Here is a 20,104-nt window from a genome sequence, read left to right on the forward strand (position 1 = left end):
TGGGGTGGCCGTTGTCATCGAGCTTGTTGATAATGCGGGATTCAGGTTGTTCCCGCTGGCGCGCCCGGGATGGCAGGCGCGCATGATCGAACGGTTCCCAAGATGACGACCACCAGCGACACCACCACCGAAGCGGCGCCGAGCAGCGCCCCCCTGTTCTACACCCGTCCGGTGCCGCTGCAGGCCGATGTGCATGCCGATCTGCGCATCCTGCCGGGCAGACTCGAGTTTGCCGCCGGCAACAACGCCATTCCGCTGGTGCTGGGCGAGTTCTCGCTGGCCCTGCACCATTTCCCGATCCTGTTCGCCGGCCCGACCGCCGTGCCGATGGCCGCCGTCGGTGTTTCCGACCAGAACCTGTTCATCAAGGACGGCCTGTGGGAAGACGAGGCCTATATCCCGGCCTACCTGCGTCGCCACCCCTTCATCTTCATCGACACCGGTGCGGACAACGATTTCCTGCTGGGCATCGACGAAGAGAGCTCGCGCGTGGTCAAGGGCGGTGACGAAGGTCAGCCGCTGTTCGTGGATGGCAAGGCCACCGACATGGTGCAGCAGGCGTTGGAGTTCTGCGGCCAGTACACCCGCGAGCACGAACAGACCCAGGCCTTCTCCAAGGCGCTGATCGACAACGGCCTGCTGGTCGAGCGCAACGCCACCGTCCGCACTCCGGATGGCCGCGAGTTCAATCTCAACGGCTTCCTGGTGGTGGACGTCGAGAAGTTCGTGGCGCTGCCGGAAGCGACCGTGGTCGAGTGGCACCGCAGCGGCTGGCTGGCGCTGATCCACCAGCACCTGATGTCGCTGGGTCGCTTCAATGACCTGACCCGTCGCCAGGTCGAGCGCCTGGCGGCCTGATCAGGCCGATGGTGCGGCTTCCGCCTTGCGGGAGCCGTGCCACTGCTGCAATCCCCGCAGCAGTCGCCGCGCTTCGACCCAGTCAGGCGCGGCCTCATGCCCCAGTTCCCACAGGTCGGCCGCTGTGCCGGCCTGATCCGTTGCCCGGCACATCTGCAGCGTTCCCTGCAGCCGGTGTGCATGATGGCGCAGTGTCGAGGCATCGGCGTCCTGCACGGCCTGCTCAATCCTGGCCAGCTCATGGGCAATGTCCGCAGCGTAATCCGGCGCGGCGCCAGGGGTGTCGTCCGGCGCAGTGCCGTGTGCCGAGGGCGGCAGGTCCAGCGCCTGCAGCAGGCTCGCAACCTGCAGCGGCTTGACCAGGATGGCGTCGAAGCCGGCCCTTCGGCAGCGTGCCGCGTGCCGGCGCCCCATGCGGGCGGACAGGGCAATCACTCGCAGAGGTGCCTGTGCCTGCGCGCGCAGCTGCTGCGCCAGTGCATAGCCATCCGAGCCGCGAAGCCCGATATCCAGTACGACCGTGCCGCGCGGTCGTAGCGCTTGCTCGGCCAATGCGGCGTCGGCATCGGCAACCGCGCGTACGTCGGCGCCCAGCCGACGCAGTTGCTCTGCGACGACATGCCGGCTGAGTGCATGATCTTCGACAAGGAGCAGGTCGACGCCGGTCAGTGGCGTCTGTTGCAGCGGCTCGATGGGCGGCTGATCGCCGTGAACGGCGCGGACCGGCAATCGCAGGGTGAAGCGGCTGCCGCGCCCATGCACGCTGTGTGCGGTCAGGTTGCCGCCCATGGCAACGGCCAGTTCGTGCGCAATCGTCAGGCCAAGCCCGCTGCCGCCACGTCTCTGGCCATCCTCGTTCTGCTGGAATGGTCGGAACAGAAGCGCCAGTTGAGCGGGTGCGATGCCGATGCCGCTGTCGATCACATCCAGCAACAGCTCCCGGGGAGACAGGGCGGGTTGTAGTTGCAGGCGCACCTCGATACCGCCGACATCGGTGAATTTCAGTGCATTGCCCAGCAGGTTGTCGACAATCTGGCGCAGTCCATCAGCATCGAGCACAACCACCGGCGCTGGATCGGGCGCGCGATCCAACTGGAGTGACAGCCCTCTCCGCAGTGCCTCCGGCCGGATTGCTTCCAGTGCGCGGGCACAGAGTTGGCCGACGTCGCAGGGCGTGGGATGCGGCCTGAAGCTGCCGCTGGCAAGGCGCGAGAACGCCAGCGAGCGATCGAGCAGCCTGCGCAGCGAGTGGCCGGCGGCAAGGGCAGCCGCGAGCAGTTCACGCTGCCCCTTGGGCAGGTGTGACTGGCTCAGCAGGTCGATCGAAGCCAGTACTGTCTGCGCGGAATTGCGCACTTCATGGCTGATCATTCCCGCCGCGCGCCCGAGGCGTTGTTCCGCGCGGCCGATTCGCCAGCGTAACGCCTGCCAGAGCACGGGCAGGCCGATGAGTGCCGCGGCCAGGCACAGCAGCCAGAGCAGGAGCGGGGAACGCACACGATCCAGTGCGCTCTCGATGGATGTGGGCAGCATCTGCTGCGCCCACAACTCCAGCAGGCCTGCGTGCTCTTCGAGGGTGATGGCGCGCAGCGCCTGATCGATGCGCGCCAGCAGCTGCTGGTCCTCCCGGCGGACAAGCAGGTGCAGATCGGTGGAGAATTCGCTGTCGAACGGGTGCAATTGCAGGCTTCCCGTGAAGTGCTGCCGGATCATCGAGTGCAGCGTTGCTTCCAGGCCGATCGCAGCATCGGCGTTGCCGCTTTCAACAGCGGCCAGGGCCGCATGGCGGTCCGGGAGATGCAGGAGGCGGATCCGGGGGTGGTGGATCGTCAGCCAGTCGGCATAGGGGCCGCCGTCAACCACGGCCAGCAGCTGCGCCCTCACGCCGGTGATGTCACGGGGCGGGTGCTCGCCTTTACGCACAGCCAATACCGTCTTGCCGCCATGGAAGGCGCCGGAGGCCCTCAGGTCGGGACAGGGAAGCGGGTGATGCGAGGGGCTGCCCATGACCAGCACCAGGTCGGCCTCGTCCCGGCAGACGGCAGCGACCGCTGCGCTCGTGCTGGGGTAGTTGAGATCGCGGAAGCGCAGGCCGGAATGCCGAGCCACAAGCCTGGCATAGCCATGGGCGAGGGTGGGCAGTGCGCTTGAATCCGCCAGCGTTGGGGGGAGCGGTCGCAATGATGGCGCGGTGGCAACCCGCACTTCGCGGCCGGCGGACCATCTCCGCAACTGTGCATCCTCGGCCGATGCAGCCGGCAGCAGGATCAGGGCCAGCAACAACGTGCACGACGTGCGCAGACGGAGGCGAACGCGCCGCCTCATTGGAGCTCCAGCTGCTGCCGCAGTGCATAGATCTCCACGTCATTACGCAACCCGAGCTTGCGCAGGGCGGCGACCTTCTGGGTGCTGACCGTCTTGACGCTGCGGTGGCGGCGCAGCGCGATCTCCGAGACAGTCAGGCCGGCCAGGAGCAGGTCCAGCACTTCGCGTTCATTGCGGCTGAGTTCCTCGCGGCACGCCGGGAACAGGCAATCGGCAGGGAGGCGGCACAGCCCCTGCGAGATGCGCACGATGGCATCAGACAGCATCTCCAGGGGCTCGGACTTGCTGACTACGCCGGAGATGCCGGTCGCCAGCAGGTGGTCGATGCGGGTGGATGGCGTCAGCGTGGCGAAGGCGAGCAGGGGAATATGTGGGAAGCACTCGCGCAGCAGCGGAACCAGCTCATCACTGCTGCGGTCGCCAGGCGCCAGGGTGAGATCGATGATGGCGACATCCACTGCCAACTGGCGCAGGCTGCCGATGAGCTCATCGCTGCGGGTGTGGCTGGCGACAATGCTGAAGCGGACGTCGTGGGACAGGTGCAGGGCGGTGCCGCGGCGGACGATTTCGTGATCGTCGAGGAGTGCCAGCCGCAGTCGGCGCGGTGCAGGATATCCATTCATGCGCAGGGAGGTGATCGGCGCCCGCAGGGCGTGGCGATCATTCTGGCGCCGCTGTCGCGTCGAGCATCGAACTTGTTGGAATTTTGCGATTATTCCTAAGAATCGATGCGTAAAGTCCATCAATTCAATGCCGCCGATTGATGAGGTGGATCGTCAGTACCCAATCAAGCGCTTCGGGGTACTTCGCTCGCGCTGCGCAGGTCGCGGGCCATTTCGCTGGTCGCAGCCCATCCGAGATCCGCATACAGTGGTTTCCCTTGGGTGGTAGCGTGCAGCACCGCGTAGGCCACCGCTCGTCCGGCGAATGCATGGTCGGCCAGTTTCATCAGTTGGCGGGCGATGCCGCGACGCCGATAGCCGGGCTCCACGTAGACATTGAGTACGTAGCCGCGCGTGTCCTGCTCTGGATGGGCGGGGTGGGGCGGCCAGTCGATCAGCATCAGGCCAATGCCTGCGATGGGTTGTCCATTGTCGGAAAGGACATGGCCGAAGTAGTCGCCTGACACCAGGCGCGGTTCGAGCCAGGTACGGAACGGGGCCGCCATCTGCTGAAGGATCTCTTCGCTCCGGCCGCTTTCACGGAACATCGCTTCTCGGTGAGCGCAGATGAGGTCGAGGTCGCACGGAAGGATCTGCCGGACTTCGAATCCATTCCAGGAGGTTGTGATGGCATCGTCCGCGGGGCTGTTCATCGATCGTGTATCCGTTCCGGCCTTGCTGGCCTGCCCAGCATCGTATCTGCTGGGCGCGTCGCGAGTGCACCACGTTGCAATGATTGATGATCGACTGATGCTCCAGGACGATCGACCCGGGCAGAAGGTGCCGCGTCATCGCACCGACTGCGGCACTCGCCTCAGCTTGTGGGTGTCGTAACCCATGGCCGCAATCCGCTCGACCGCCTGCTGGTAGTCACTGTCCGACACCTGCGGGGTGCGGGCCATGTACCAGACGTAATCGCGCTTGCTTCGTGCCACGATGGTCTGATGGTAGCTTTCATCGAGCCAGGCGATCACGTACTCAGCCTGGATCGGCCACATGAACTGCATGCCCCAGATCGCGCCGTTGCCTTCCTTCTCGACACGGCCGACGGGGTGCATCGACTTCTGTGGTGCGTCGAAGCTGCCTTTGCGGTAAGTGAAGGTGGTCTGGATGCGTCCATCGGGGCGCAGGGCATAGCTCTCCACGGCGTCGAAGGCCTCGCGCTCAGGGCGCGACGGGATATGCGCGATCACGTACCAGTCGCCCATGAAGCGCGGTACATCCACCGACGGCGGACGCGGCAACGGGCGGGTGTCGCTGGAGCTGCAGCCGGAACCGAACAGGCCGACCGCGATCAGGGGGAGCAGCGGAAACATGCGCATCGGGCACCTCAGCGGGGTCGGAACAGATAGTGGGCCACCAGCCACTGCTGGCCATCGTCGTAGCCGAACAGCTCGGCGCATGCCATCCAGAACATCCGCCAGCGCTGCCACCAGACCTTCGCTGCAGCCTGACCATAGGTGGCGATCAACACCGGCATCACCCGCTCGCGGGCTGCATCCTGGTTGGCCAGCCAGTGGTCGGCCGTGCGCTGGTAATGGGTGCCGTCCAGCAACCACCGTTGCTCCAGGCGCAGGTCGCGCTGGAAATGCAGCAGCGTGTCGGCCGCCGGCATCAGTCCGCCGGTAAAGAAGTGGCGACCCATCCAGTTGTCGCCGCCGTCTGTCTCGAACGGATACATCAGTGTGCGATGGGCGAAAATGTGCACGAACAGTGCACCGTCCGGTTTCAGCCACCGTGCGATGCCTGCCAGCAGGCGCTGGTAGTTGCGTACGTGCTCGAACATCTCCACCGAGACACAGCGGTCGAACCGGGCCGTCGGCAGGTCAAGCTGGTTGACGTCGCGGGTCATCACCTCGACGTTGCCCAGGCCGCGCGCCTGGCACTGCGCCATGATGTACTGGCGTTGGCTGTGCGAGTTGGAGACGGCGGTGATATGCGCCTGCGGGTAACGTTCGGCCATCCACAGGGTCAATGAGCCCCAGCCGCAGCCCAGCTCAAGTATCTGCTGGCCATCGGCCAGTCCGGCGCGCTGGCCGTACAGTTCCAGCATGGCGTCCTCGGCCTGGTCCAGCGTTTCGCGCCCGGTGGCGTAGTAGCAGCTGCTGTACTTCAGCCGCTTGCCCAGGCAGGCCTGGAAGAATGCCGCGGGAACTTCGTAGTGCTGGCGGTTGGCCGCTTCGGTATGCAGCGCGAGTGGGCTGTCGGCCAGCTCGGCGATGCGCTGGCTGAAGCGTGCCGTTTGGCCTTCGATGCCGCCTTCGCTTTCCTCATGCAGGCGTTGCGCGCACAAGCGGCGGATGCCCGCACGCAGCGCCGCATCGGGCACCAGCCCACGTTCGGCCCAGGCGATCAGCCCGGTTTCCGCATCTTCGGCCGGATTCAGTGACGGGATCGCGCTCATGCGGAATGCTCCTTGGAAGAACGGGGGAACCAGGGAAAGAACATCGATGTAGTGCGCTGGTAGGCGCGGTAGTCGTTGCCTCGGCTGCGCAGCGCTTGCTTTTCAGTGAAGGGAATGCCGCTGAGATAGCGCAGGAACACGTACATCAGCAGCGGGCCGGCCCAGGCTAGCCACCACAGTGGCGAGCCGACCGCGAGCAGGACATAGCTGAACCAGTGCAGCCACTCGAAGAAGTAGTTGGGGTGGCGGGAGTAGCGCCACAGCCCCTCGCGGCAGGTGCGACCCTTGTTCGCCGGGTCGGCGCGGAAGCGGGCCAACTGGCGGTCGGCCAGGCTCTCGCCGCCGACGCTCAGCAGCCAGACGAGTGCGGCGGCCACGATCCACAACGTCGTGCTTGTCTGCGGATTGTCAGCCACCGCGACGAAGGGCAGGGCGAACAGCACGACCAGCAGCGCCTGGGCCATGAAGAAGCCGAAGATCTTGCCTTGATGCCCTTGCCAGTGCTCGCGCAGATAACGGTAGCGGCCGTCTTCCTGTTCGTGGCGGACCCGGTGCCACAGGTGCAAGGCGAGTCGACTGCCCCACAGGCCACCGAGCACGCCGAGCGCCATCCGTGGCGCCGCCGCACCATCGCCGAGCCATGCCAGCAACAGGGCTGATGCGCCCACGCCCTTGGCCCAGAGCACATCGACCACGCCGATGTTGTGATGGCGGCGCTGCCAGGCCCAACCCCAGCTCATCACAAGTACGGCATACAGCAGGACCCACAACAGATTGATCATGACGGTGCTCCTGCCAAGGGCGGCGGGAGGGTGCGGGAGCCGCGACGAGCGGCCATGCACAGCAGCGAAAGCGCGATGCTCCAGCCCACACCCAGCACCAGCAGGCCCTGCCACAGCGGCGCAGTGAAACGGACCGCCTCGAAACCGCGCGCTGCGGAGAGATACGCCAGCGGGGCCAGCAACAGGCCGAACAGGGCTGGCAGGGCAGGGTGGCGCAGCAGGAAGCGCATCGACGTGGTCAGCGTCATCGCAAACGCGGCCCACAACGCCATGATCCAAAGGGGCGGAGTCCAGCCCAGCGGGGCAGCAGCGTAGCGCACGGCGCCGCTGGCGGCGGCACTGGCGTCGACCAGCCACGCGCAGGCCAGCGCCAGCAGCATCAGCCGAAGGTCCAGTCGAGGGTGCGGTGAAGTCAGCAGCTGGCTGCCGATATAGATCGTTGCGGCCAGCAGCGCCGGCCACTGCCAGCCTCGCCCTGCGCCGGCCACGGCACACAGCCAGACCAGCTGGTTGCCAAGCAGATTGGTCCAGAACCGGCGCATGTCAGCGGCTGTCGCCCGCAGCGAGGACGGGCCTGTGGTCCGGACGGGCCAGCAGCAGATGCGAGACGCCGATCGAACGTTCCAGGAAGCCGCCCTCGCAATAGGCCAGATAGAATTCCCACAGCCGGCAGAAGCGTGCATCAAAGCCCTGCGCCTGCACCGCAGGCAGCTGGGCCAGGAAACGCTGGCGCCAGGCGCGCAGGGTCAGTGCGTAGGAGTGGCCGAAATCCTGCTGGGCGATCAGCTGCAGGTCGCTGGATCGGGTCTTGGCGGCCATGATCGCGTTGATCGATGGGATGAAGCTGCCCGGAAATACATAGCGCTTGATGTAGTCGACGCTGCGCCGGGCCTGTTCGTAGCGATGGTCCTCGATGGTGATGGCCTGCAGCAGGGCAACGCCATCCGGCTTGAGCAGGCGTTGCAGCGTAGCCATGTAGGTGTCCAGGTACTCGGCGCCGATCGCTTCGATCATCTCGATCGATACCAGCTTGTCGAACTGGCCCTGCAGGTCGCGGTAGTCCTGCATCAGCAGCGTGACCTGATCCTGCAGGCCCGCCGCCTCTACGCGTTGGGCGGCCAGCGCATGCTGTTCCGCGGAAATGGTGGTGGTGGTCACATGGCAGCCATAGTGCTGGGCGGCGTGTACCGCGAAACCGCCCCAGCCGGTGCCGATCTCCACCACACGGTCGCCTGGCTTGAGTTGCAGCTGCTGGCAGATGCGGTCCAGCTTGCGCCGCGAGGCGGATTCCAATGACTCGGACTCGCTGTCGAACATCGCCGACGAGTACATCAGGTCCGGCGACAGGAACAGGGCAAAGAAGTCGTTGCCCAGGTCATAGTGCGCGGCGATATTGCGGCGGCTGCCTTCACGGCTGTTGCGGCGCAGGCGGTTCCAGACCCGCAGCATCCCCCCACCCAAGCGGGCCGGGCCACGCTCCATGCCGTCGAGCAGATCGCGATTGCGCACCAGCAGCCGGATCAGTGCCACCAGATCGTCGCAGTGCCACTCGCCCTGGATGTAGCTTTCACCTGCGCCCACGCTGCCTTGCGCAGCAACCTTGCGATAGAACGCCGGGTCATCGATGGTGACGGCGACATGCAGTTCACCACGGGTATCGCCCAGCCAGACTTCGCCGAGTGCATCGCGCACGCACAGCCGACCGTCGCGCATGGGGGCAAGCTGGGCCAGCAGGCGGCGGCGCAGGAACGCGTCCAAGGCACCGGGGCGCGGCAGGGCAACCCAGGGAGTCATCGAGTTCATCGCGGTTTCTCGGCAAGAGTGGGGTGGTCGTGCACCGGGTTGCGTTTCAACCACAGCCGCAGTGCGTGCCAGTGAATGGCGGCCACAACCTGGGTGGTCATCAGGGGATAGCAGGCCAGGACCCGGGCCAGCCCGCGGCCATCCAAGGCACGCCGCTGCATGGCCTGGGTGGCATCAAACTGGCGCACGCCGTCCCGCCAGACCTGCATGTGCACGCGCAGGTCCTGGTCGGGGCGGTTGAACCGCCAGTCGTAGCCGCAGTCCATCGGCATGAACGGCGAGACATGGAAGCACTTGTCGAACTGCCAACGCAGTGAGCTGCCTTCGTGCGTGGCGGTGGCGACCGGCAGCACATAGGCGTGCCGTTCCTTCCAGGGCGTGTTGGTGATCTCGGCGACAATGCAGTCCAGCGTGCTGCCGTCGGCCTGGTAGCAGTAGTAGAAACTGACCGGGTTGAACACGTGCCCGGCAAAGCGAAGATGGGTGAGCAGGCGCACCGGGCCGGTCGGCCGGTAGCCAAGCGTGTGGGCAGCGTGATCGCGGATGGCATCGGCCAGTGGCCGTGCGGGATCGCCGAAGTAGTCGCTGCGGCGGAACTCGGCCAGGTTGCGCCGATTGACCGACCACAACCAGCGCCCGTCGAACACCGTATCGAGTTCGTCCAGATCGAGCAGCAGCTGGGCGATGGGGTAACGGAAGGCATGCGGGTGCGGATGATGCCGGCGATGCATCACCTGCCCGATGTAGAGCGCGCTGGCACTCATGCCGCCACCTCATCCGCGGCGGATGCCAGCCGATGTGGAGCGCAGGCCTGCAGGGCATCGACCACGCGGCGGGCGCTGCGGATGCCATCCTCATGGAAGCCCCAGCCCCAATAGGCGCCTGCGAACCACGTATGGCGACGGCCCTGCAGTTCCGCCCAGCGCTGTTGCGCGCGCACTGCGGCATGGTCGTGCACCGGGTGGGCGTAGCGCAGCGTACGCAGTACTTTGGCCGGATCGATTGCCTCGCTGCGGTTGAGGGTAACCACCAGGGGCGTATCGCCGGGCAGGCCCTGCAGCAGGTTCATGCAGTAGCTGACCGTGCAGGGCGCGGCGCGATCCTCTGGCACGTGCGCGTTCCATGCCGCCCACGCCTTGCGGTTGCGCGGCAGCAACGAGGCATCGGTATGCAGTACGGCCTCGTTGGATTGATAGCGGATGGCGCCGAGGACCTCACGCTCGATGGCATCGGCGTCGGCCAGCAACGCCAGCGCCTGGTCGCTGTGGCAGGCCAGGATCACTTCGTCGAAGGCCTCCGCGCCGGCCGCGCTGTGCACGCGTGCACCCCAGGGCATGCGTTCGACCATCCTGACCGGGCATTGCAGCCGCTCATGCACCCGCCAGCGGCGGCGCAGCGCATCCACGTAGCGCGCCGATCCCCCGCTGACCACCCGCCAGCTCGGGCGCCCGGTCATCTGCAGCATCTGGTGATTGGCCATGAACTGGGCCAGGTAGCGCGCCGGGAAGTCCTGCACGGTGGCGGTCGGTGAGGACCACAGTGCCGAGGCCATCGGCAGCAGGTGCTCGTCGATGAAGGCCTCGCCATAGCTCTGGCTGCGCAGGTACTCGCCGAGCGTGGGGCCGTCTTCCTCGGCCAGCAGCAACGGCGCATCCCGATAGAACCGGCGCAGGTCGGCCAGCATGCCCCAGAATCGAGGTGACACCAGGTTGCGGCGCTGGCAGAACAGGCCATCCAGCGAGGTGGCGTTGTACTCCACGCCGGTGCGCTCGCTGTGCATCGAGAAGCTCATCGTGGTCGGCTGCGAAGCCACACCCAGCTCGTCGAAGAGCGCGGTCAGCAGCGGATAGTGCTGGGGATTGAACACGATGAACCCGGTATCCACCGCCATGCGTGTGCCATCCACCTGCACGTCGTGCGTGTGGGTATGGCCACCGAGGTAGTCGTTGGCCTCGAACAGCGTGACGTCGTGCTGGCCATCGAGCCACCAGGCACTGGCCAGCCCCGCGATACCCGAGCCGATGACGGCGATGCGCATGTCAGTACCTCGCCTTGGCCAGGACCCACTCGGGGATGGGCTTGAGACCTTTGACCAGGCCCAGGGCCGCCATCGCGCGCAGTCCGTACCAGGTCAAATCCACTTCCCACCAGCGGAAGCCCTGGCGGACAGTGCCGGGGAAGAAGTGATGGTTGTTGTGCCAGCCTTCGCCGAAGGTGAGCAGCGCCAGCCAGAGGTTGTTGCGGCTGTCATCGCGTGTGTCGAAGCGGCGGCGGCCGAATCGATGCGCCAGCGAATTGATGGTGACCGTGGCATGGAACAGCACGATGGTGGAGATGAAGAAGCCCCACACCAGCAGCTGTGGGCCGGAGGTGTGCAGGCCCGGTGCCCAGCGCTCCAACCCGGCGCCCAATGCATACAGCGCTGCGGCCAGCAGTACCGGTACGGCCGTATCGAAACGGTCCAGCCAGCGCAGTTCGGGGAAGCGCGCCAGGTCCGGTACCCGTGACAGATCGGTGGCGAACGCCTCGCGGGTCAGGAACCAACCCATGTGGCTGCGCCAGAAGCCGCCCTCGCGTGGCGAGTGCGGATCCAGCGGCTGGTCGGCATGCCGATGGTGATGGCGATGATGGGCGGCCCACCAAAGCGGCCCACGCTGCACGCTGGAGGCGCCGATGACAGCGAACACGAACTGCACCGGCCGCGATGCCTGGAAGGTCCGGTGCGAGAAATAGCGGTGATAGAACGCCGTGATGGCAAACATGCGCACCGCATAGAGCACTGCGGCGACGATCACCGCTGTCCATGAGATTCCGACCCAGAGCACAGCGATGCAGGCCAGGTGCATCAGTGCAAATGGCACGGCGCGCAACCAGTCGATGCGGCCGGGCTGTTCGTCGGTGGTCTCTGCGACGTTGCCGGTGTCGATCCAGCGCTGCAGCGTACGCAGCAGGCGCGAGCGTCGACGGGGGAGGGGCGCTACAGAGGCCATTGGGGGATCTCGGCGGGTGTCGTGTCTACCTGTACGCAGCAGCGCGTGCAATGGATGCGCTGCGACTCGAAGAATCTCGACTTCACCTGGGCGTCACGGCGCAGCGGTCGACCAGAGGATGCGTCCATGCCTGCTGCCATTCCGCGGCAGTCTGCTCGGCAGCTGGCGAGCTGAAGCGCACCGTCACCTGCGGGTAGCTGCCGCGGGCATCGCGCAGGTTGCTGGTGCCGCGGAACTCCAGCAGGCGACGGTCGGCCGTGGCGTAGACCAGGGCCAGGCGCGGCGCGACGCCGCCGTACCAGGTGTCCAGGCTGACCTCGATGGCCTGGGCGTCGATGCCTTGCCAGCGTACCTGGCCGATGCGCCGCACCTGCACCGGGAAGTAGCGCTGGCGCGCAGGCACCAGGAACGGCAGCGTGATGCGCTCGCCGCGCAGCAGCGCCGGCCAGTGCAGGCGCACCGCGGCGTCGAACCCTGCATCGATCACCGCGTCCGGCGGCAGTTCAAGCCGGCGCTGATGCGGCTGGCTGGCGGCATCTTCCTTCCAGGCAATCGACACCGAGTCGCCAGTGGCGTCGACTTCGGCGGTCTGGCCGCTGCGGCGGTCCTGCAGCGAATAGCTCCGTGCCTGCGGGCGGGCGCTGGCGGGCAGATGCTTGCGGGCGAAGGGCTGGCCATCCGGGCACTGGTACAGCACCCAGCGTTCGGCACCCTCCGTTGCCTCGCGCCGCCAGTGCACTTCACGGTAGAGGATGTCGCCCTGCGCGGAGGTGGCCACACCCTCACTTCGCAGCCAGGGTGCCGCCAGCGCGGCATGGGGCAGGCACAGCAGCAGCCAGGCAGTGCGCATGGTGTTCATCCGGAAGGGTAGGTCTCTCAGGTCATACGGCGGGGGCGCCCGGTTGGATGCGCAGTGCCGACTGCATCCAATGGCCGCCCCTGCACGTACAGAGGACAGACCTTCACCCGCCCGCCGCGAACGCAGATGTACCCTGACGCCGCCAGCACACTCCTCAACTTCGATAGCGCACGCACCGTGTCCAGTTCCCAGCAGCCGAGCAGCGAGCCGACGAACTGGGCCGGTGACATGGACGGCGTGGCGCGGCTGCGCGACCGCGAGTGTTTCATGCGGATCTACGACTACTTCATGCCGCGGCTGTGCGTGTACCTGCGCGGCCTGGGCGCACCCGATGCCGTAGCCGAGGAGCTGGCGCAGGAATGCCTGTTGCGCCTATGGCTGCGGGCCGCCGATTTCGATCCGGCACAGGGGGCGCTGAGCACGTGGCTGTATCGCATCGCCCGCAACCTGCATATCGATCGAGTGCGCCGTGAGCGCAGCTGGATGCAGGTGCAGGCGGCGGTGGAGGACGCGGCGACGCTGGATGTCATCGAGCGCAGCAGCGCCGAACAGTTCGCCGACCAGGCGCGTCTGCGCCAGCGCATCAACGAGCTGCCTGCGGTGCAGGCGCGGCTGGTGCGGATGTCCTATTTCGAGGCCAAGAGCCACAGCGAGATCGCCGAAGCGCTGGGCATGCCGCTGGGGACGGTAAAATCGCACCTGCGCCGTGCCTTCCTGCAACTGCAGGCGAAAGTGGGAGGTGTGCTGTGAATCCGCACCACCACCTGCACGAATCCACGCTGATGAGCTATGCCGCGGGTGCGCTGCCGGCGCCGTTGAGCATCGTGGCGGGTGCCCATCTGGAGCAGTGCCCGCATTGCCGTCAGCGCCTGCGCGATGCTGAGGCGATCGGTTCGGCGCTGCTGGAGCAGACCCAGCCGCCTGCAACCGACACGCGGCGTGAACAGTTGCGCGAGGCCATGCTGATGCAGCTGGCCACGGAAACGCCGATGGCCATGGCGGAATCCCTGCGCCCTATGCCGAAGGAGCGGCCCGAGGCCGATCCCGATCATCTGCCGGCGTCACTGCATCCCTACTTTGGCACCTCGCTGGGTGACCTGCGCTGGCGCTGGATGGCGCCGGGGGTGCACTGCATCCGGGCCGAACAGATGCCCTCGCTGATCATGCTGAAGATCGCCCCCGGCAAGTGCCTGCCCATGCACAGCCATGGCCGCAGCGAGCTGACCCAGATCCTGCGCGGTTCCTACAACGACGCGCTGGGGCTGTTCGCGCCGGGTGACGTGGCGGATCTGGACGAGGAGGTGGAGCACCAGCCGGTGACCGCGCCGGGTGTGCCGTGCATCTGCGTGTCTGCGTTGGATGCGCCGTTGGTGTTCAGCGGTTGGCTGGCGCGGAAGATCCAGCGTTTCGTGAAACTCTGAGGCGGGTGCGATGATGGTCGGGACGGGTGCATTGCGGATTCTGTTGGCCGGTGCCGCAGGCCTGGTCGGGCAGGGTGTGGTGCTGGCCTGCCAGCGCTCACCGCAGGTTTCCCGCCTGACCGCGCTGGTCCGTCACCCCGGCAGTCTGAGCGGCACCGGCAGCGAACTGATTGTCCCGGACTTTCTGCGTATCCAGGAGCGGGTGGAGGAGCTTGCCGGGTTCGATGCATGCCTCTACTGCGCCGGTGCGCCACCGGTCGGCACCGCCGAGGCCGAGTACCGACGCGTTACCGTGGACACCACGCTGGCGGTGGCCCGTGCCTGGGCGGCCGCGAATCCCGAGGGATGCTTTCTGTATGTATCCGGTGCGGGTGCAGACCCTCAGAGCCGGCTGATGCCGCTGAGGGTCAAGGGCGAGACCGAAGTTGCTTTGCAGGCCCTGCCGCTGCGCTCGGTGATGCTGCGCCCGGGTGGCGTCAGGCCGGTCGCGGGAACCGGCACCCGTCATGCCCTGTTGAAGCCCTTGTACTGGGGCGGCGCGCCGTTGATGAAGCTGGCCGGTGCGATTGCGCCTTCGTTGATGACCAGCAATCTGGCCCTGGGCCAGGCGATGATTGCACTGGCCGCCAGGGAGCATCCGCCGGCCACGGTGGAGTGCGCGGACATCAACCGGATCGCCGCTGGCATGCGCGATCCGGCGTCCTGACCTCAGTGCGGCGTCGCCTCCAGCGCGGTGCGCACCGCCGCTGCAAGATCACTGCGGGTAAACGGCTTTGGCAGCAATGAAACGGCGCGTCCCTGGCTGCCCACCTGGTCGTGGTCGCGTGGATAGCCCGACGTGAACAGGACGGCGACTTCCGGCCAGCGTTCACGTACTTCGTGCACCAGTTCCCAGCCCGACATGCCGGGCATCACCACGTCCGAGAACAGCAGATCCACCTTGGTGTCGGGGCGTTCCAGCAGCCGCAGTGCGGAGGGTCCGTCGTGGGCTTCCAGCACGCGGTAGCCGAGCAGCCGCAGCGCATCCACCGTGTGGGCGCGGACATCGTCATTGTCCTCGGCCACCAGAATGGTTTCCTCGCGCGGTGAGTAACCCGCCAGGCCGGTCTGTGGGGTGCGTGCTTCGCAGGGCAGCGCCAGCGCCGAACGCGGGAACATCATGGTGATGCTGGTACCGCCGCCTTCCACCGAGTCGATCAGCACGTGGCCACCGGACTGCTTGACGAAGCCATGCACCATGGACAGGCCAAGCCCGGTGCCGCGGCCAACCTGCTTGGTGGTGAAGAACGGCTCGAACACGCGCGCCAGGGTCGCTGCGTCCATGCCGTGGCCATTGTCGCGCACCCGCAACATCACGTACTCGCCTGGCGTTGCATCGGGAAACAGGGCGGCGTAGTCGTGGTCGAGGTGGCTGTTGTCGACTTCGATCACCAGCCGGCCGCCATGCGGCATCGCATCGCGGGCATTGACCGCCAGGTTCAGTACGGAGGCCTCCAGCTGGCTGATGTCGATCTCCACGCACCAGATGTCCTCGGCGTTGCGGATCTCCAGCTGCACCAGCTCACCCAGTGCACGCTGCAGCATGTCGTGCATGTCCAGCAGGCGTTCGTTGAGGTTGGCGGCCTGGCTGTGCAGCGGCTGGCGACGGGCAAACGCCAGCAGGCGCTGGGTCAGGCTGGCGGCACGGCCGACGCCTTTCAGTGCATTGTCCAGTGCACGGCTGACCATTGCCCCGGGTTCTCCGGCGCGTTCATTGAGCAGCATGGCGTGCTCGACGTTGCCGGAGATGACCGTCAGGATGTTGTTGAAATCATGGGCGATGCCGCCGGTGAGCTGGCCGACCGCCTCGATCTTCTGCGACTGGCGCAGTGCGTGTTCTGCCTGAAGCCGCGCGGTGGTTTCCACCGCCTCGGAAACCACGGCGGTGACCACGCCTTCGGTATCCAGCAGCGGGCGGAACGAGAAGTCGAAGCTGCGCCGCCCGGTCGGGAGTTCCAGTTCCAGTGCATGCAGCGAACTGCGGCCCTGTACGGCTGCGGCGACGGCCTGGTCGATCAGCGCACTGATGCCATCGGTTGTGGCAAACCAGAGCGATTCGCCGAAGCGCGCGCCAACGGTGTCCTTCTTGTCCGCAAGCACCGCGGCCAGTGACGCGTCATTGGCATCAACCACGCGCCCGGACAGATCCAGCAGCACCTGATGCTGGAAGCTGGATTCGAAGATCGCCTGCAGGCGCCGCTTGCTGGCCCTCAACTCGGCGGTGCGTGCCTGCACCTGTCGCTCGAGAACCTGGTTGTCCTCGCGCAGCGCCAGTTCGGCCTGCTTCAACAGTGAAACATCGCTGCCCATGCAGATGTAGCCGACCACGCTGCCATCGGCCGCATGCTCCGGTACGCAGTCCATCTGCACGAATCGTGACTCGCCGCTGCGGTGGACCAGTTCGACCTGGAAACTGGTGCGCTCGCCCTGCAGTACCCGCTCCAGGCTGGGCAGGGCGTGCTCGAAGGCGGAAATGCCGCTGACATCCCGTGCCGCGCGACCCAGCAGTTCGGCCAGGCTGACGCCGTGCCAGTCCAGAAACGCCTTGTTCGCGAAGCGGTAGCGATGCGCCGTGTCGAGCTGGGCGATCAGCGCAGGGACGGCATCGGTTACCTGCTGCAACTGCGCCTGGCTGTCGTTCAGTGCGGCCTGCGCCTGCACAAGCTGGGTGCGTTCATGAGCCTCCTGCCGCGCACGACGGATCGCATCCGGCAGGCGCTGCAGACGCTGCTTGACCACATAATCGCGTGCGCCACGGGTCAGCGCCTGCACCGCCAGTTCTTCGGTCAGCGTGCCGGAGACGAAGATGAAAGGGGTCTGCGGAATCCGCTCGCGTGCCAGTGCAAGGGCCGCATCGCCGTCGAATCCGGGCAGCACATGATCGGCCAGGATCACATCGAAGGCGCGATTCTCAATTGCCTCGATGAAGGCATTGCGGGTCCACAGGCGCTCGGCCTCGAAATCGAGGCCGGCACGCTGCAGCTGTGCGCTGATCAGCTCCGCATCAAGCGCGCTGTCCTCCAGCATGAGGATGCGCAGGCGCTCGCTGCGGCGCGATCCATCACGCATTGTGCTGCCCCGAGCCGTTGGGCCGATGCGGCGGTGGCTGGTTGGTGATGCCCCAGAACATGCCCAGCCCCTGGATGGCGTCGAAGAACTCCTTGAAGTCCACTGGCTTGACCACGAATGCGTTCACGCCCAGTTCGTAACTGCGCACCAGATCCTGCTCTTCGCGGGAGGAGGTCAGCATCACCACCGGTGTGCTGCTCAGCAGTGGGTCAGCGCGCACCTGTTCCAGCACTTCCAGGCCGTTCACCTTGGGCAACTTCAGGTCCAGCAGCACCACCACCGGGCCGCCGTGCATGGCGCCGGCGAACTTGCCTTCGCAGCGCAGGTAATCCAGCGCCTCGGCACCATCGCGTACATGGATGACATCGTTCAGCAACTGGCAGCGCGACAACGCGGCCAGCGTCAGCTCGGCATCCTTGGGGCTGTCCTCCACCAGGAGGATCGGCCGCAGGTCCCTCATGGGTGATCTCCTGTGGAACGGGGTAGGGTGAAATGAATCGTGGCGCCCTTGCCGGGCTCGCCCTCGGCCCAGGTACGGCCGCCATGGCGGCCGATGATGCGGCGTACATTGGCCAGGCCGATGCCGGTGCCTTCGAATTCTTCGACGTGATGCAGGCGCTGGAACACACCGAACAGCTTGTCCACGTAGCGCATGTCGAAGCCGCAGCCGTTGTCACGCACGAAAAAGTGGTCTTCGTCGACGTTGCGCTCGTGACCGACCTCGATAACGGCCTGCTCGCGCTCGCGGGTGAACTTGATCGCGTTGGCCAGCAGGTTCTGCCAGACCAGACGCAACATCGTCGGATCGGCCTCCACCTCCGGCAGCGGCGCCAGCGTCCATTGCACGTCGCGTCCGGCGTAGTCCAAAGCCAGGCTCCGGTGCACATCTTCGGCCAGCGCCGCCATATCCAGCCGTACCCGGCCGAGCGTGGAACGGCCCATCTGCGAGAAGCTCAGCAGATCGTCCACCAGTGTCCCAGCGGATTTGGCCGACTCCACGATCGTATCCAGGAAGCGGCGCTCGGTATCGTTGAGGCGTTCGCCGGCCGAGCTGCCCAGCAGCTCCGAGTAACCGACGATGTGGCGGAAGGGCGCACGCAGGTCGTGGCTGACCGAATAGGAAAACGCTTCGAGTTCCTTGTTGCTGCGGACCAGCTGCTCGTTGAGCTCGGCCATTTCCTCGGCCTTGCGCAGCACGATATCGACGATGGCGGTGCGCATCTCGTGGGCGGCATCGCGGTCGGCGTCGTTCCACGGCAGGCTGCGCTGCTGCACGGTCTCTTTCCAGGCTTCGAATGAACTGCGCGGGGACAGCGCCACGCCGGGCGCCGCCGCTTTGCGTGGGTCGCCGCCCCAGCGCACGGTGCGCACCACTTCCGGGCGGAACCACATCAGATAGCTGTCGTGCAGCTGCGAAATGGACACCGCCAGTACGCCGCTGGCCACGTCGGACAGGCGCGCGCCGGGCGCCCAGTCGGCTGCCAGATGGTCGCTGCAGTACGTTTCCTGCCCGGTCTGCTGGGTAGCCAGCCAATCAGCCAGGGCCAGCACGTCGCTGGTGGGTGGGCACTCCCCCACGCGCATGCAGTCGCCCCTGTGCACGATGGCCGCACCGGCAGCGCCGGTCAGCGACAGCAGGCTGGCTTCATCGTGGCGCAGCGCAGCCATGAAATCCTCGTCGCCGGCCATGCGTGCCAGTAGCTTGACCAGCACCGAACGGCGCGCCACGCGCTCTTCGATGGCGCGTGCACGCTCCTTCAGGGCGATCTGCAGTGACAGGATCTGGCCCATGAACTCGCAGGCAGTGCGCACGTGGTAGGGCAGGCGGCGTGGCTGCACCGTGTGGCAGGACACCAGACCCCACAGCTGGCCCTCGTGCACCAGTGACACCGACATCGACGCGCCAGTGCCCATGTTGCGCATGTACTGCAGGTGCACGGGCGAAACGCTGCGCAGCACGGCCAGGCTCAGGTCGGTAGCCGGCGCGTCGCGATGGTCCTCGGCCCGCATCAGTGGGGTAGGGGTATAGCTGTTGTCCGCGATCAGGCGCACCCGATTGCGGCGGTACAGCTCGCGGGCCTGCGCAGGAATGTCCGACTCGGGGAAGCGCAGGTCCAGGTAGGACGGCAACAGGCCGTTGCCATCCTCGGCGACCACGATGCCGTTCCAGCCGGGATCGAACTGGTAGACCAGGGTGCGATCGAAGCCGGTCAGCCGGCGCATGTGCGCGGCCGCCAGCTGGCACAGATCTTCCACGGTGGTGGCCGATTCGATGCCGGTCATCAGTTCGCGGATCGACGGATACAATTCTTCCAGCGAACCAGGCTGGCCGGGAACCGGCGCCTCCAGCTCGATCAGTAGATCGGTGGCGGAGCGATGCACCAACAATTGATGGCGGCCGTGGCCATCCAGGTGCACGGCGCCGACATGCGCGCTGCTGCCCGCCGTGGCCTGCTGGAACAGCGCCTGGAAGGGCGCCAGCACGCCGCCCAGTACCTCGCTGACATGCTGCATCAACGGTTCGCCGAACTGCTGCAGCAGCCCGGGATGACTGACGGCGCGCTCGCGCACCCGCAGGGACTGCGGTTCAACGACCAGAAGCACGCCGTAGGGCTGGATCGCACCGGGCGTATGAATCGGTTCGCGCGCACAACGGGACTGGGCAGTGTCGTGCGTGGACTCGGCAGAAGGCATCAAAGGCGGGACTCAGGATTCGTGGATGGCTGGAATGGCCCAGCGTTGCATCCGGCATACACGGATGGTGACGCAAAATCGTGCATTCGCATACCGGTACGTGCGTGTGAAGAACGTTTCATTCAAACCTGAATTCTTCATCTGAGCATGCCAACAGCACTTGCAGTTTCGCGAAAGGTACATGTGCGCTGCACGCGC

Annotated in this window: 19 protein-coding genes; 4 read left to right on the forward strand and 15 right to left on the reverse strand. The window is 66.3% G+C overall.

Annotated elements, in window-relative coordinates; all coding sequences use genetic code 11:
* Positions 1-102: 102 nt before the first annotated feature.
* Positions 103-858 carry a SapC family protein gene (locus tag N7573_RS00330; protein WP_279911945.1) on the forward strand — a complete coding sequence of 252 codons (756 nt, stop codon included), beginning with the start codon at positions 103-105 and terminating at the stop codon, positions 856-858.
* On the opposite strand, the gene N7573_RS00335 is transcribed toward N7573_RS00330, so the two are convergent.
* From N7573_RS00335 to N7573_RS00390, 12 genes are all read right to left on the reverse strand, one after another.
* Positions 859-3,183 carry an ATP-binding protein gene (locus N7573_RS00335; protein WP_279911946.1) on the reverse strand — a complete coding sequence of 775 codons (2,325 nt, stop codon included), beginning with the start codon at positions 3,181-3,183 and terminating at the stop codon, positions 859-861. It lies immediately after the preceding gene.
* Positions 3,180-3,926: a response regulator transcription factor gene (locus N7573_RS00340; RefSeq protein WP_279911947.1), complete on the reverse strand. Its 747-nt coding sequence runs from the start codon at positions 3,924-3,926 to the stop codon at positions 3,180-3,182. Before N7573_RS00340 ends, N7573_RS00335 begins: the two co-directional genes overlap by 4 nt.
* A gap of 44 nt (positions 3,927-3,970) precedes the next feature.
* Entirely contained in the window at positions 3,971-4,498 is a 528-nt protein-coding gene (locus tag N7573_RS00345) for a GNAT family N-acetyltransferase (RefSeq protein WP_032127338.1), read from the reverse strand.
* Between the two features lie 135 nt (positions 4,499-4,633).
* Positions 4,634-5,167, reverse strand: coding sequence for a lipocalin family protein (locus tag N7573_RS00350; protein WP_279911948.1), 534 nt, complete (start codon positions 5,165-5,167; stop codon positions 4,634-4,636).
* An 8-nt stretch (positions 5,168-5,175) separates the two neighbouring features.
* On the reverse strand, positions 5,176-6,249 hold the full coding sequence (locus tag N7573_RS00355; protein ID WP_279911949.1) for a class I SAM-dependent methyltransferase: 1,074 nt from the start codon (positions 6,247-6,249) through the stop codon (positions 5,176-5,178).
* Positions 6,246-7,031: a DUF1295 domain-containing protein gene (locus N7573_RS00360; protein ID WP_279911950.1), complete on the reverse strand. Its 786-nt coding sequence runs from the start codon at positions 7,029-7,031 to the stop codon at positions 6,246-6,248. Before N7573_RS00360 ends, N7573_RS00355 begins: the two co-directional genes overlap by 4 nt.
* A complete protein-coding gene (locus N7573_RS00365; RefSeq protein WP_125894025.1) occupies positions 7,028-7,573 on the reverse strand; it encodes a DUF2878 domain-containing protein in 546 nt (181 codons plus the stop codon). The genes N7573_RS00360 and N7573_RS00365 overlap by 4 nt, the downstream gene beginning before the upstream one ends.
* Before the next feature lies 1 nt (position 7,574).
* Complete coding sequence (locus tag N7573_RS00370; RefSeq protein ID WP_279911951.1) at positions 7,575-8,834, reverse strand: cyclopropane-fatty-acyl-phospholipid synthase; 1,260 nt, start codon at positions 8,832-8,834, stop codon at positions 7,575-7,577.
* Positions 8,831-9,598 carry a DUF1365 domain-containing protein gene (locus tag N7573_RS00375; RefSeq protein ID WP_049463349.1) on the reverse strand — a complete coding sequence of 256 codons (768 nt, stop codon included), beginning with the start codon at positions 9,596-9,598 and terminating at the stop codon, positions 8,831-8,833. Before N7573_RS00375 ends, N7573_RS00370 begins: the two co-directional genes overlap by 4 nt.
* Entirely contained in the window at positions 9,595-10,872 is a 1,278-nt protein-coding gene (locus N7573_RS00380; protein WP_279911952.1) for an FAD-dependent oxidoreductase, read from the reverse strand. The genes N7573_RS00375 and N7573_RS00380 overlap by 4 nt, the downstream gene beginning before the upstream one ends.
* A 1-nt stretch (position 10,873) precedes the next feature.
* Positions 10,874-11,824, reverse strand: a complete 951-nt coding sequence (locus N7573_RS00385; protein WP_279911953.1) for an acyl-CoA desaturase — start codon at positions 11,822-11,824, stop codon at positions 10,874-10,876.
* 82 nt (positions 11,825-11,906) lie between these two features.
* Positions 11,907-12,674: a hypothetical protein gene (locus N7573_RS00390; RefSeq protein ID WP_279911954.1), complete on the reverse strand. Its 768-nt coding sequence runs from the start codon at positions 12,672-12,674 to the stop codon at positions 11,907-11,909.
* A gap of 135 nt (positions 12,675-12,809) precedes the next feature.
* On the opposite strand from N7573_RS00390, the gene N7573_RS00395 reads away from it, so the two are divergent.
* The 3 genes from N7573_RS00395 to N7573_RS00405 are packed head-to-tail and all read left to right on the forward strand — an operon-like array spanning position 12,810 to position 14,810.
* Complete coding sequence (locus N7573_RS00395; protein WP_277778750.1) at positions 12,810-13,433, forward strand: sigma-70 family RNA polymerase sigma factor; 624 nt, start codon at positions 12,810-12,812, stop codon at positions 13,431-13,433.
* Positions 13,430-14,104, forward strand: a complete 675-nt coding sequence (locus N7573_RS00400; protein WP_277778749.1) for a ChrR family anti-sigma-E factor — start codon at positions 13,430-13,432, stop codon at positions 14,102-14,104. The genes N7573_RS00395 and N7573_RS00400 overlap by 4 nt, the downstream gene beginning before the upstream one ends.
* 13 nt (positions 14,105-14,117) lie before the next feature.
* Complete coding sequence (locus tag N7573_RS00405; RefSeq protein WP_279911960.1) at positions 14,118-14,810, forward strand: oxidoreductase; 693 nt, start codon at positions 14,118-14,120, stop codon at positions 14,808-14,810.
* A 2-nt stretch (positions 14,811-14,812) separates the two neighbouring features.
* Here N7573_RS00405 and N7573_RS00410 read toward each other — a convergent pair whose 3' ends face one another.
* From N7573_RS00410 to N7573_RS00420, 3 genes are read right to left on the reverse strand one after another with little or no spacing between them, the layout of a single operon-like run.
* Positions 14,813-17,212, reverse strand: coding sequence for a response regulator (locus N7573_RS00410; RefSeq protein WP_279911955.1), 2,400 nt, complete (start codon positions 17,210-17,212; stop codon positions 14,813-14,815).
* On the reverse strand, positions 17,205-17,672 hold the full coding sequence (locus tag N7573_RS00415) for a response regulator (protein WP_182267800.1): 468 nt from the start codon (positions 17,670-17,672) through the stop codon (positions 17,205-17,207). Before N7573_RS00415 ends, N7573_RS00410 begins: the two co-directional genes overlap by 8 nt.
* A complete protein-coding gene (locus N7573_RS00420; protein ID WP_279911956.1) occupies positions 17,669-19,906 on the reverse strand; it encodes an ATP-binding protein in 2,238 nt (745 codons plus the stop codon). Before N7573_RS00420 ends, N7573_RS00415 begins: the two co-directional genes overlap by 4 nt.
* Positions 19,907-20,104: the final 198 nt, after the last annotated feature.

This window comes from Stenotrophomonas sp. GD04054 (assembly GCF_029836955.1).
Taxonomy (GTDB): Bacteria; Pseudomonadota; Gammaproteobacteria; order Xanthomonadales; family Xanthomonadaceae; genus Stenotrophomonas; species Stenotrophomonas maltophilia_A.